Annotated in this window: 11 protein-coding genes and 2 riboswitches; of the genes, 7 read left to right on the top strand and 4 right to left on the bottom strand. The window is 73.3% G+C overall.

Annotated features, from left to right (window positions below; translation table 11 throughout):
• The first annotated feature begins 29 nt into the window (after window positions 1–29).
• The 4 genes from ftsR (at window position 30) to IE326_RS32630 (ending at window position 3,857) form a co-directional block, all read left to right on the top strand.
• On the top strand, window positions 30–788 hold the full coding sequence (gene ftsR / locus IE326_RS32615) for a transcriptional regulator FtsR (RefSeq protein WP_190044054.1): 759 nt from the start codon (window positions 30–32) through the stop codon (window positions 786–788).
• A 90-nt stretch (window positions 789–878) separates the two neighbouring features.
• Window positions 879–1,346: a bifunctional nuclease family protein gene (locus IE326_RS32620; RefSeq protein ID WP_030492457.1), complete on the top strand. Its 468-nt coding sequence runs from the start codon at window positions 879–881 to the stop codon at window positions 1,344–1,346.
• 212 nt (window positions 1,347–1,558) lie between these two features.
• Window positions 1,559–2,176 (top strand): MerR family transcriptional regulator, encoded by a 618-nt coding sequence (locus IE326_RS32625; RefSeq protein ID WP_150227165.1) that lies wholly within the window; start codon window positions 1,559–1,561, stop codon window positions 2,174–2,176.
• Between the two features lie 115 nt (window positions 2,177–2,291).
• Window positions 2,292–3,857 carry a DNA polymerase IV gene (locus tag IE326_RS32630; protein WP_190044055.1) on the top strand — a complete coding sequence of 522 codons (1,566 nt, stop codon included), beginning with the start codon at window positions 2,292–2,294 and terminating at the stop codon, window positions 3,855–3,857.
• Between the two features lie 21 nt (window positions 3,858–3,878).
• Here IE326_RS32630 and IE326_RS32635 read toward each other — a convergent pair whose 3' ends face one another.
• Entirely contained in the window at window positions 3,879–4,250 is a 372-nt protein-coding gene (locus IE326_RS32635) for a PRC-barrel domain-containing protein (protein WP_150227163.1), read from the bottom strand.
• Window positions 4,251–4,363: 113 nt separating this feature from the next.
• Window positions 4,364–4,463: riboswitch (glycine riboswitch) on the top strand.
• Window positions 4,464–4,581: riboswitch (glycine riboswitch) on the top strand.
• A 62-nt stretch (window positions 4,582–4,643) separates the two neighbouring features.
• On the opposite strand from IE326_RS32635, the gene gcvP reads away from it, so the two are divergent.
• On the top strand, window positions 4,644–7,529 hold the full coding sequence (gcvP, locus tag IE326_RS32640; protein WP_190044056.1) for an aminomethyl-transferring glycine dehydrogenase: 2,886 nt from the start codon (window positions 4,644–4,646) through the stop codon (window positions 7,527–7,529).
• A 114-nt stretch (window positions 7,530–7,643) separates the two neighbouring features.
• Here gcvP and IE326_RS32645 read toward each other — a convergent pair whose 3' ends face one another.
• Window positions 7,644–7,850, bottom strand: coding sequence for a DUF5999 family protein (locus IE326_RS32645; RefSeq protein ID WP_030746414.1), 207 nt, complete (start codon window positions 7,848–7,850; stop codon window positions 7,644–7,646).
• 328 nt (window positions 7,851–8,178) lie between these two features.
• Window positions 8,179–8,769, bottom strand: a complete 591-nt coding sequence (locus IE326_RS32650; protein ID WP_150227161.1) for a hypothetical protein — start codon at window positions 8,767–8,769, stop codon at window positions 8,179–8,181.
• A gap of 536 nt (window positions 8,770–9,305) precedes the next feature.
• Here IE326_RS32650 and IE326_RS32655 point away from each other — a divergent pair.
• Window positions 9,306–10,871 carry a glutamate-cysteine ligase family protein gene (locus IE326_RS32655; protein ID WP_190044057.1) on the top strand — a complete coding sequence of 522 codons (1,566 nt, stop codon included), beginning with the start codon at window positions 9,306–9,308 and terminating at the stop codon, window positions 10,869–10,871.
• A gap of 134 nt (window positions 10,872–11,005) precedes the next feature.
• Window positions 11,006–11,785, top strand: coding sequence for a CPBP family intramembrane glutamic endopeptidase (locus tag IE326_RS32660; RefSeq protein ID WP_150227159.1), 780 nt, complete (start codon window positions 11,006–11,008; stop codon window positions 11,783–11,785).
• A gap of 168 nt (window positions 11,786–11,953) precedes the next feature.
• On the opposite strand, the gene IE326_RS32665 is transcribed toward IE326_RS32660, so the two are convergent.
• On the bottom strand, window positions 11,954–12,769 hold the full coding sequence (locus tag IE326_RS32665; RefSeq protein WP_190044058.1) for a PhzF family phenazine biosynthesis protein: 816 nt from the start codon (window positions 12,767–12,769) through the stop codon (window positions 11,954–11,956).
• Between the last annotated feature and the right edge of the window lie 37 nt (window positions 12,770–12,806).

The following is a 12,806-nucleotide window of genomic DNA, read 5'->3' on the forward strand; positions in this document are numbered from 1 at the left end:
GCCTGGCGGAGATCCTTCAGGAAAGGCCCATGGTGCGAACAGCGACGGGCGGTGCCGGATCCGGCACCGCCACCGCGGGTGACCGGCTGGTGAGTATCGGCACCGTGCTGAGCCAGCTGCGGGACGAGTTTCCCGAAGTGACGATCTCCAAGATCCGCTTCCTGGAGGCCGAGGGGCTCGTCGAGCCCCGCCGTACGGCCTCCGGGTACCGGAAGTTCAGCCCGGAGGACGTGGAGCGGCTCGCCGCCGTCCTGCGGATGCAGCGGGACCACTACCTTCCGCTGAAGGTCATCCGGGAGCACCTCGACGCGCTCGCCCGCGGCGAGCAGGTGAAGCTCCCGGCGCCCGGCCGCCGGCGGGACCTGCTGGACGGCCTGCTCGACAGTCCCTCGGACGAGGGGGACGGCGAGCGGCCGACCGCCGCGCGGCTCGGCCGGGCCGAGCTGGTCGCCGCGGCCGGGGTCACCGAGGCCGAGCTGGTGGAGTGGGAGTCGTACGGCCTGATCGGCGAGAGCGAGGGCGGCGGCTACGACGCGGAGAGCGTGAACGTGGCCCGGATCGTGGCCGATCTCGGGCGGTTCGGGCTCGAACCCCGGCACCTGCGGGCCGTGAAGGCGTCGGCGGACCGGGAGGCCGGGCTCATCGAGCAGGTCGTCGCACCGCTGCGCCGCCACCGCAACCCGCAGACCAGGGTCCACGCCGAGGACACCGCCGCCGAGCTCGCCCAGCTGTCCGTGCGGCTGCACGCCGCACTGGTGCAGACGGCGCTCGGTATCCGTCTGCCGTGACCCCCGCGGGGGGCCTTCGCACGGGGTCCGGGCGGCACTGAGCGGGGGCCCGACTATCCAAACCGGTCGGGCACGTCCTAGGGTTGCTGTGTGAACGAGCTCGACGTTGTGGGTGTCCGGGTGGAAATGCCCTCCAACCAGCCGATCGTGCTCCTGCGCGAAGTGGGGGGCGACCGGTACCTTCCCATCTGGATCGGACCCGGCGAGGCGACCGCGATCGCCTTCGCCCAGCAGGGCATGGCCCCGCCGCGGCCGCTGACGCACGACCTGTTCAAGGACGTGCTGGAGGCCGTGGGCCAGGAGCTGACCCAGGTCCGCATCACCGATCTGAGGGACGGGGTCTTCTACGCCGAGCTGGTCTTCGCCAGCGGCGTGGAGGTGAGCGCGCGGCCGTCCGACGCGATAGCCCTGGCGCTGCGGACCGGTTCGCCGATCTTCGGCAGCGACGGCGTCCTCGACGACGCCGGCATCGCGATCCCCGACGAGCAGGAGGACGAGGTGGAGAAGTTCCGCGAGTTCCTCGACCAGATCTCGCCGGAGGACTTCGGGAGCCAGTGACCGGGCCGTCCCGGCCGCCGGTCCGCCGGGGGCGCGAGAGGGGCGTCCGGGGAGCGCTGTCGGCGCATTCGAGTAGCCTTTCCCCGGAGTGGGACACGTAAAACCACTCTCTGGGTGATTATCACTCGGCGTGCCGAGTGTGGCGATCGTTGACGCACCCCTAGTGACTGCCTACCTTCGAGTGGGCAGGTCAAGGACGGAGGGTCGGCGTGATGAGCAGCGCGGACGGTACGGCAGGGAGCTCGCCCGGACGCGTGTCCGGGGAGAGCGCGCCGTATCCGCTTCACGGCAGTGTGGGCGACTTCGGGCGGGACACGGGCGCCGGGGTCGCGGACGAGACGATCGGATACCGGGGTCCCACGGCCTGCGCGGCCGCCGGCATCACCTACCGCCAACTGGACTACTGGGCGCGCACCGGGCTGGTCGAGCCGAGCGTGCGGCCCGCGTACGGCTCCGGGACGCAGCGGCTCTACAGCTTCCGCGACGTCGTCGTCCTGAAGATCGTCAAGCGGTTCCTCGACACGGGCGTCGCCCTCCAGAACATCCGGGCCGCCGTGCAGCACCTGCGCGCCCGCGGCTTCCGGGACCTGGAGCGGATGACGCTGATGAGCGACGGGGCGACCGTCCACGAGTGCTCCTCGCCGGACGAGGTCGTCTCCCTGCTCCAGGGCGGGCAGGGCGTCTTCGGCATCGCGGTGGGGGTCGTCTGGCGGGACGTCGAGGCGGCGCTGTCGCAGCTGCACGGCGAGCGCGTCGACACCGGCGAGACGCTCGTCGGGCACAACCCGCAGGACGAACTGGCGCGGCGGCGCCGCGACCGGGCCGTCTGACGCCCCTCGGGGCGTCCCCCTCTCCGCGGCCGGGGGCCCGGCCGGATTCCCGGGGCCGGCGCGGGCGCGGAGCCCGTACCGGTGATTGTCAGTGGCGTGAGGCAGCATCGGAGACGTGAGAGCCGCCCCCACGATCCTTCACCTCGACATGGACGCCTTCTTCGCCGCGGCCGAGCAGGCGTCCAAGCCGAGCCTGCGCGGCAAGCCCGTGGTGGTGGGCGGGCTCGGGCCGCGCGGCGTCGTCGCCACCGCCTCCTACGAGGCGCGGCGCTTCGGGGTGCACTCGGCGATGCCGATGGGGCAGGCCCGGCGGCTCGCCCCCCACGCCGCGTACCTGGTGCCGCGCTTCGCCTTCTACCGGGCGATCAGCGGACAGGTGATGGAGCTGCTGGGGCGGCTGTCGCCGCTCGTCGAGCCGCTCAGCCTCGACGAGGCGTTCGTGGACCTGGAGGCCGGGGGGCTGGCCGACGACAGCGCGAGCGCCCGGAGGGTGGGGGAGCGGCTGCGGGCCGAGATCCTGGCGACCACCGGACTGACCGGGTCGGTGGGGCTCGCCGGGTCCAAGATGCTGGCGAAGATCGCCTCGGAGCAGGCCAAGCCGGACGGCCTGGTGCTCTTCGAGCCGGGCACCGAGCGGGAGCTGCTCGCGCCCCGGTCGGTGCGGATCGTGCCCGGGGTGGGACCGGCCACCGGGGACCATCTGCGGCGGGCCGGGATCAGCACGGTCGCCGACGTGGTGGAGGCCGGGGAGGACGAGCTCGTACGGATCCTGGGGCGGGCGCACGGCGCCTCGCTGTACCGGATGGCGCTCGGGCACGACGACCGGCCCGTGGTCGCGGAGCGGGACGCCAAGTCGGTCTCCGTGGAGGACACCTTCGACGTCGACCTGCACGACCGGCTGCGGATCCGGCTGGAGGTCGAACGGCTCGCGGAGCGGTGCGTGGCGCGGCTGCGGGCCTCGGGGCACTCCGGGCGGACGATCGTGCTGAAGGTGCGGCGGTACGACTTCTCGACGCTGACCCGGTCCGAGACGCTGCGCGGGCCGACGGACGATCCGCTGGTGGTGCGGGAGGCCGCCGAGCGGCTGCTGGAGCTCGTCGACACCACGGGCGGGGTGCGGCTGCTGGGGGTCGGGGTGAGCGGACTCGCCGACTACACGCAGGAGGACCTCTTCGCCCAGGCGGAGGCGGAGGCCGGGGCGGCTGCGTCGACGGCAGGGGCGTCGACGGTGGGAGCGGGGAGTGCGGCCAAGGCGGCGGAAGACGCGGCGGACGCGGTGACCGGGTCCGGGGCGGACGCCGGAGCCGGGAGCGGGGGCGGCGCGGCCGGGGCGGGGGACGGTACGGGGCCGGAGGCGGGCGCGGAGGGCGCGGGGGGCCTCCTGGCCGCCGTCGCCGCCGTCGTGCCGCGGACGGCCACCGAGGCCGCCGCGCGGCTGTGGTCGCCCGGGAACGACGTGCGGCACGCGGTCCTCGGGGCCGGATGGGTGCAGGGCAGCGGGCTCGGCCGGGTCACCGTCCGTTTCGAGGAGCCCACGAGCACGGTGCCCGGACGGGTGCGGACCTTCGCCGTGGACGATCCCGAGCTGGAGCCGGCGGACCCGCTGCCGCTGGTGGCCGGAGGGGCGACGGGCGCGGAACCCGCCGCCCCCGCCGCCCTGGTCGTCCGCGCGGGCGGGTGAGGGGCCGCCGCCCGGCGGGCCCTACGCCGCGTCGTCCTGGCCGGCCAGGCGGCCGAAGTCGGGGATCCGGTCGGGCGGGGGCGGCAGCGTCAGCTCGTAATGGCGGTAGAGCTGGAGTTCCTGCTCGGGGGAGAGGTGACGGCCCACGCCGAAGTCCGGGGCGTCCTTGATGAGGGAGCGTTCGAAGGGCACGTGGAGGCCGTCGTCGGCCAGCTCGCTGGGCTCCAGGGGGACGAACGCGTCCCGGCTGAACAGGCCGGTGCGGACGGCGGCCCATTCGGGGACGCCGGTCGCGTCGTCCAGGTACACCTCGTCCACGGTTCCGATCTTGTGTCCGTTCCGGTCGAACGCCTTGCGGCCGATCAGGCTGCGCGGATCGATGTCGGTCTGCACGGTCCCTCCAACTGGTCGCAACTGCTCTACACCCCTACGAAAGTGCACATCTGGGATGTCGGCCACTTGAGCGATGAGGGGCACAACCTCGCTGGTAGGCTGGCTGTGGCTGTCGACACCGTGCGGGAGAGTCCTCCGGAGAAAGCTTCCGGTGGCGCCGAAGGAGCAAATCCTCCCCGGAATCTCTCAGGCACCCGGTACCGCGCGGGCGAGGTCACTCTGGAAAGCAGGGCGGGAGCCTCGACGGCGTCCACCCTCACCGACGGTGAAAGCCGGCGTGCCCCCGGGCGTGCCGGTGAAGCTCTCAGGTTGAGATGACAGAGGGGGAGGCCGTCCGGGCACCCGCGCCGTGGTGCCCCTCGCAGGTCGTGACGACCAGGAGGCCCCCGCATCATGACCGCCAACCGCACCCCGCTCTCCGAGCTCGAGCAGGGCATCCCCTTCGAGCAGCGGCACATCGGACCCGACGCCGAGGCGCGGGCCAAGATGCTCGCCCAGGTCGGTTACGGCTCGCTCGACGAGCTGACGGCCGCCGCGGTGCCGGACGTCATCAAGAACGCCGAGGCGCTGGCCCTGCCGGGCGCCCGCACCGAGGCCGAGGTCCTCGCCGAGCTGCGCGACCTCGCCGACCGCAACGAGGTCCTCGCCCCGATGATCGGCCTCGGCTACTACGGCACCTTCACCCCGCCGGTCATCCTCCGCAACGTCATGGAGAACCCGGCCTGGTACACGGCGTACACGCCCTACCAGCCGGAGATCTCGCAGGGCCGCCTGGAGGCGCTGCTCAACTTCCAGACGATGGTCGCCGACCTCACCGGCCTGCCGACCTCCGGCGCCTCCCTCCTCGACGAGGGCACCGCCGCCGCCGAGGCCATGTCGCTCTCCCGCCGCGTGGGCAAGGTGAAGAACGGCGTCTTCCTCGTCGACGCCGACGCCCTCCCGCAGACCATCGCCGTCATCGAGACCCGCGCCGAGCCGACCGGCGTCGAGGTCGTCGTCGCCGACCTCTCCGAGGGCATCCCGGCCGAGATCGCCGAGCGCGGCGTCTTCGGCGTGCTGATCCAGTACCCCGGCGCCTCCGGCGGCGTCCGCGACATCAAGCCGCTGATCGACGCCGCCCACGAACTCGGCGCGATCGTCACCGTAGCCGCCGACCTGCTCGCCCTCACCCTCCTCGTCTCGCCCGGCTCGCTCGGCGCGGACATCGCCGTCGGCACCACGCAGCGCTTCGGCGTCCCGATGGGCTTCGGCGGCCCGCACGCCGGCTACATGGCCGTCCAGGACAAGCACGCCCGCTCGCTCCCCGGCCGCCTCGTCGGCGTCTCCGTCGACGCCGACGGCAACAAGGCGTACCGCCTCGCGCTCCAGACCCGCGAGCAGCACATCCGCCGCGAGAAGGCCACCAGCAACATCTGCACCGCCCAGGTGCTCCTCGCCGTCATGGCCGGCATGTACGCCGTCTACCACGGCCCGGACGGCCTCAAGCAGATCGCGCAGCGCACCCACCGGTACGCGGCGATCCTGGCCGCCGGTCTGACCGCCGGGGGCGTCGAGCTCACCCAGGGCGCCTTCTTCGACACGCTCACCGCCCGCGTGCCCGGCCGCGCCGACGCCGTCGCCGCCGCCGCCCGCGAGGCCGGCGTCAACCTGTACCGCGTGGACGCCGACCGGGTCTCGATCTCCTGCGACGAGACCACCGGCCGCGAGCAGCTCGCCGCCGTCTGGGCCGCCTTCGGCGTGACCGGCGACGTCGAGGCCCTGGACGCCGCCACCGAGGACGCCCTCCCGGCCGCGCTGCTGCGCTCCGACGCGTACCTCACCCACCCGGTCTTCCACGCGCACCGCTCCGAGACCTCGATGCTGCGCTACCTGCGCCGCCTCTCGGACCGCGACTACGCGCTCGACCGCGGCATGATCCCGCTCGGCTCCTGCACCATGAAGCTGAACGCGACCACCGAGATGGAGCCGGTGACCTGGCCCGAGTTCGGCCAGATCCACCCCTTCGCGCCGATCGACCAGGCCCAGGGCTACGTCACGCTCATCACCGAGCTGGAGGAGCGCCTGGCCGAGGTCACCGGCTACGACAAGGTCTCGATCCAGCCGAACGCCGGTTCGCAGGGCGAGCTGGCCGGTCTGCTCGCGGTCCGCGCCTACCACCGCGCCAACGGCGACGAGCAGCGCACCGTCTGCCTCATCCCGTCCTCCGCGCACGGCACCAACGCCGCCTCCGCCGTGATGGCCGGCATGAAGGTCGTCGTCGTGAAGACCGCCGAGGACGGCGAGGTCGACGTCGAGGACCTGCGGGCCAAGATCGCGCAGCACCGCGACGAGCTCGCCGTGCTGATGATCACCTACCCGTCGACGCACGGCGTCTTCGAGGAGCACGTCGCCGACATCTGCGCCGAGGTCCACGAGGCCGGCGGCCAGGTGTACGTCGACGGCGCCAACCTCAACGCGCTGGTCGGCCTCGCCAAGCCGGGCCACTTCGGCGGCGACGTCTCGCACCTCAACCTGCACAAGACCTTCTGCATCCCGCACGGCGGCGGCGGCCCCGGCGTCGGCCCGGTCGGCGTCCGCGCCCACCTCGCCCCGTACCTGCCGAACCACCCGCTCCAGCCCACCGCGGGCCCGGAGACCGGCGTCGGCCCGATCTCGGCCGCCCCGTGGGGCTCCGCCGGCATCCTGCCGATCTCCTGGTCGTACGTCCGCCTGATGGGCGGCGAGGGCCTCAAGCGCGCCACCCAGGTCGCCGTCCTCGCGGCGAACTACATCGCCAAGCGCCTGGAGCCGCACTACCCGGTGCTGTACACCGGCCCGGCCGGGCTCGTCGCCCACGAGTGCATCGTCGACCTGCGGCCGCTGACCAAGGCGACCGGCGTCACCGTCGACGACATCGCCAAGCGTCTGATCGACTACGGCTTCCACGCGCCGACCATGTCCTTCCCGGTCGCCGGCACGCTGATGATCGAGCCGACCGAGTCCGAGGACCTGGCCGAGCTGGACCGCTTCTGCGACACGATGATCGCGATCCGCGCCGAGATCGAGAAGGTCGGCTCCGGCGAGTGGTCCGCCGAGGACAACCCGCTGCGCAACGCCCCGCACACCGCGGCCGCGCTGGGCGGCGAATGGAACCACGCCTACGGGCGCGACGAGGCCGTCTTCCCGGCCGGCGTCTCGAAGGCCGACAAGTACTGGCCGCCGGTCCGCCGCATCGACGGCGCCTTCGGCGACCGGAACCTGGTCTGCTCCTGCCCGCCGCTGGACGAGTACGACCACTGACGGCGGCGGACGTGAGCGAGGGCCGGCCCGGAGGAGACTCCGGGCCGGCCCTCGGCCGTTTCCGGGCGGTGTGCCCGGGCGGGGCGTCCGGGTGCGGTGCCCGGGCGGTGTGCCTCAGGCCGCGGTGGTGATCCGGCTCGCCGTCAGCGGCCGGTGCGGCGCGATGATCTGCCCGTCCGGCAGCAGTTCGCCGGTGTCCTCGAAGAGCAGGACACCGTTGCACAGCAGGCTCCAGCCCTGTTCCGGGTGGCAGGCCACCGGATGGGCGGCCTCACGGTCGGCGGAGTCGGCGGTGGGACAGGCAGGCTGGTGCTGGCACATGGGTGGGTTCTTTCGCTGCGTCGTGGTGGATGTCCTGCGGCTTTTCGCGCTCATGGCCGCCCCCGTCGGTCGGTTCGGTTCCGGTCCCAGTCTTGCCGCACGGACGGCCTTCCGCAGGGATTTCGCGTCAGCTCGTCCTCTCCTGGGAAGACGCATCACCCGCAGGGGCGGTTCAGGTCAACACCCCCGCCTTTTCGGGTGGTTCGGGGTGGTCCCAGCGGGCTAGTCCGTCCGGGAGGGGTGTTCGGCGACGGCGTTCGGACGGGGATCCGGACAGCAGTGCGCCCCGTGACCCGGCCGGGTCACGGGGCGGTGCGCGCGGGACGGATCAGGCGGGCGCCGCGGACCCGAGCAGGGGCGGCGGCGCGAGACGGGTGCTGAGCACGGGCAGCAGATCGGCCACCCGGTAGGGACGGTGGGGGGCGATGCCGGGCGGGGCCGGGGCGAGCGGCACGAGCACGTCGGCGGACTCGGCGCCCGGTTCGGCCCCGTCCGGGTCCTCTTCGGCGTGCAGCCACAGCGTCAGCATGTACAGCTCCGGCACCGAGAGCAGCCGTGGCTGGTACGTGCCCGGCAGCGCCTCGGCCTGGGCCAGGGCCCGTTCCGTGGCGGCGACGTACGGCCCCTCGAAGAAGTGCGAGAAGGACCAGCCGTCCGGGGTGAGCATGGTGTCCGCGGCGGCGATCGCCCGGTCCCCGCTCCGGATGAGGAAACGCCAGCCGACGAGCCGGCTGCCGGGCGCCTGTCCCGGTGCCGCGGAGATCCTCAGCACGTGGACGGGCAGCGGGAGTTCGGGGCTCAGCGGTCCTGGTGCGGCCCGCAGGGCCGGGGTGCGGGCCTCGTCCACTGCCGTGGGCGAGCCGAGTGCCGCGAGGACACTGCGGAGGGCCGGCGCGGGGGCCGGGGTGGGTCGGAGCATCGTGGGTCGCCTCTCGCTCAGGAGACACGGTGGTGCGGGGATACGGGTACGGCGGTGCGGGGTGCGGCGGTACGCGGACGGTGCGACGGCGCTGTCGGCGGCGGGGGCGGAGCGGGGGGCCACGGGGTCGTGGCCGGTCGCCGGCGCTCTGCCTCGTCCGCGGAGTTTATACGACACGTGTTCACAGAGTGTTTCCGCTAGCCGCCACAGGTATTCCTGACAAGACGTCATCAGGCCGTCCGGGAAGGGGCGCGGAGCGGAATCGGAGCGAAGACAGGATCTCCGTCCTCGCATTCTCCGGCAAGCCGGACGTATGAATTCCGAAAGTCGGGCAGGCCGCGCCGGGGAGGCAATATGACATTGGTATATGTCGACGGCCCGGTCCGGGGTGCGGAGGGTCCTGCGCACGGCGACAGGTTCGGACCAGACTATCCGCGGAGCGGCCGGAAAAGCAGGCGTTGTCGATCAGTGGCGTGGGCATCATCGTCCGTACGCGCGGCCCCGTCCGGTGGCCGCCCACGCGGAGGGACGCCTCGATGGGGGAGAAGGTCGCGACGGACGGCTTCGGCCCGGCCGACCGGCAGCGGTACCGGCGCAAGCTCCAGCAGTGTCTGGCGGGGCTCGCCCGGCTCCTCGCGGAGCAGCGCTTCGACCGCCCGCGGAACCTCATGGGCGTGGAGATCGAACTCAATCTCGCGGGCCCCGACGGACTGCCGAGGATGCTGAACGAGGCCGTCCTCGAAAAGATCGCGAGCTCCGATTTCCAGACCGAACTCGGAATGTTCAACCTGGAAGTCAACATCGCTCCGCGTCGGCTCGGCGGCCACGTTTTCGACCGGCTCGCGGAAGAGCTGAGAACCGGGCTGGGATATGCCGACCGCAAGGCGGCCGAGGTCGACGCCGGAGTCGTCATGATCGGCATACTGCCGACCCTCTCCCAGGAGGATCTCGTCTTCGAGAACCTTTCCTCCGCCGACCGCTACGCCCTGCTCAACGACCAGATCCTCACCGCCCGCGGCGAGCAGATCACCCTCGACATCCAGGGCGTCGAACGGCTGCTGCACACCTCGGAGTCGATCATCGCCGAGGCCGCCTGCACCTCCGTCCAGCTCCACCTCCAGGTCACCCCGGCCCGCTTCCCCGCCGTCTGGAACGCCGCGCAGATCGTCGCCGGCGTGCAGATAGCCCTCGGCGCCAACTCGCCCTTCGTCTTCGGCCGCGAGGTGTGGCGCGAGTCCCGCCCGCCGCTCTTCCAGCAGGCGACCGACACCCGCCCGCCCGAGCTCCAGTCGCAGGGCGTCCGGCCGCGCACCTGGTTCGGCGAGCGGTGGGTGGACTCGGTGTACGACCTCTTCGAGGAGAACGTGCGGTACTTCCCCTCGCTGCTGCCGCTGTGCGACGAGGAGGACCCGCTGCGCGTCCTCGACGAGGGCGGGGTGCCGCAGCTCAAGGAGCTCGTCCTGCACAACGGCACCGTCTACCGCTGGAACCGGCCGGTCTACGGCTGGGTCGACGGCGTCCCGCACCTGAGGGTGGAGAACCGCGTCCTGCCCGCCGGGCCCACCGTCACCGACGTCCTCGCCAACGCCGCCTTCTACTACGGGCTCGTCCGCTCGCTCGCCGACGACCCGCGCCCGCTGTGGAAGCGGATGCCCTTCGAGGACGCCGAGGCCAACTTCGACGCCGCCTGCCGGTACGGCATCGAGGCGGAGCTGCGCTGGCCCCGGCCCGGCCGCGCGGGCGGCACCGCGACCCGGCCCGCCGTGCGCCTCGTCCTCGACGAGCTGCTGCCGCTGGCCGCCGCGGGCCTCGACGCCTGGCACGTCGCCCCGGCGGACCGCGACTTCTACCTCGGCGTCATCGAGCAGCGGTGCCGCCGCCGGGTCAACGGCGCGTCCTGGCAGGCCGACGCCTTCCACCGGGCCCTGGAGTCCGGGCTCGACCGGGAGGCGGCCCTGGCGGCGACCACCCGGCGCTACCGCGAGCTGATGCTGACGGGGGAGCCGGTGCACACCTGGCCGGAGGGGGTCGCGGCCGGGGTCGGGGACGGGGTCGGGGACGGGGCCACGGCAGGGCTCGTGGCGGGACTCGCGGAGGAGTGAGGGAGTTGTTCCCGGACCCCGGGATGGCGTTCCGGCCGGGCCGTCGCGCATGATCGTCGTACGGGGGCCGAGGCCGGTCCCCGTACCGGTCGCGACGGGAACGGGAGACGGGCGTGGTGTCGGAACAACGGGTCGTGGACGCATCCCCGCCCCCGGGCGGCCTGCCGCGCCGGGTGCTGCGCTCCGAGACCCTCATCGTGCTCGCGCTGTCCCTCGGCGCGAGCGGGGTCTCCTCCCTCATCAGCTTCGTCGGCTCGCTGACCCGCCCCGGCGCGCTCAAGGAACAGGCGGCCACCCTCAACGGCTCGTACGCCCCCGGGCGTCCCTGGCTCGACCTCACCTGGCAGCTCTTCGGCATCGCCACGGCGCTGGTCCCGGTCGTGCTCGTCGCCCACCTGCTCATGCGGGAGGGCTCCGGGCTGCGGGCGATCGGCTTCGACCGCACCCGGCCGTGGCCCGACCTGGGGCGCGGGGCGCTGGTCGCGGCCGGCATCGGCAGCGCGGGCCTCGCCTTCTACCTCGCCGCGCGGGCCTCCGGCTTCAACCTCACGGTGGTCCCCGAGTCGCTGCCCGACGTGTGGTGGAAGTACCCCGTCCTGATCCTCTCGGCGATCCAGAACTCCGTCCTGGAGGAGGTCATCGTCGTCGGCTACCTGCTGCGGCGGCTGGACCAGCTGGGCTGGTCGCCGACGGCCTCGCTGGCGGCGAGCTCGGTGCTGCGCGGCTCGTACCACCTCTACCAGGGCATCGGCGGCTTCGTCGGCAACATGGTGATGGGCGTCGTCTTCGCCCTGCTCTACCGCCGCTGGGGGCGGGTGGGGCCGCTGGTCGTCGCCCACGCGCTGCTCGACATCGTGGCCTTCGTCGGCTACGGCCTGCTGGCGGGGAAGGTGGGCTGGCTGCCCACGGTCTGAGGCGGGGGCGGCCGGAGGACCGGGGGAGAGCAGAAGAGCGGGGGAGAGCAGAAGACGGGGCGACCGGAAGAGCGGGGTGACCTGAGGGGCGGGACGCGCCGGAAGAGCGGGGTGACCTGAGGGGCGTACGGCAGGAGCCGTACGCCCCTCAGGCGCGTCCGGGCGGTGTCAGGCGTGCAGCTCGCCCTCGATGACCGTGACGGCGTGGCCGGTCAGGAGGGTGCGGTCGCCGCGCAGCCGGGTGCGGACCAGGCCCGTGCGGGCGCCGCCCTGGAAGCCGGTGAGCTCGTCGCGGCCGAGGCGGGCCGACCAGTACGGCGCGAGCGCGGTGTGGGCGCTGCCGGTGACCGGGTCCTCGGGGATGCCGACCGCGGGGAAGAAGCCGCGCGAGACGAAGTCGTAGCCGCCCGAGGGATCGGCGGCGAGGGCGGTCGCGATCACGCCGCGCGAGGAGTGGGCGGTCAGGGCGGCGAGGTCCGGGACGAGGCCGCGGACGGTCGCCTCGTCGCGGAGCTCGACGACGAGGTCGCCGACGTGTGCGGCCGTGTCGTGGACGGCGACGACCTCGGCGCCGAGCGCCTCCGCCAGGCCGTCCGGGACCGGGACCGGGGTGAGCGAGGAGGTCGGGAAGTCCAGGGTGACGCCGCCGTCGGCCCCGGTGACGGCGCCCAGCACGCCCGAGCGGGTGGCGAAGCGGACCGGCCCGGACGCGGCGCCGGTGGTGTGCAGGACGTGGGCGGTGGCGAGGGTGGCGTGGCCGCACATGTCGACCTCGGTGGCCGGGGTGAACCAGCGCAGCGCCCAGTCGGCCTCGCCGCCGGCGGGCAGCGGGTGGGCGAAGGCGGTCTCGGAGAGGTTGACCTCGGCCGCCACCCGCTGGAGCCAGGAGTCGTCGGGGAATCCGGGGGAGTCGAGGAGGAGGACGCCCGCGGGGTTGCCGGAGAAGGGCCGGTCGGTGAAGGCGTCGACGATTCGGATGCGCATGCTCCGGACCGTACCGGCGGGCGAGGGCGGCGGGCGA

The organism is Streptomyces filamentosus, assembly GCF_014654895.1.
Lineage (GTDB): Bacteria > Actinomycetota > Actinomycetes > Streptomycetales > Streptomycetaceae > Streptomyces > Streptomyces filamentosus.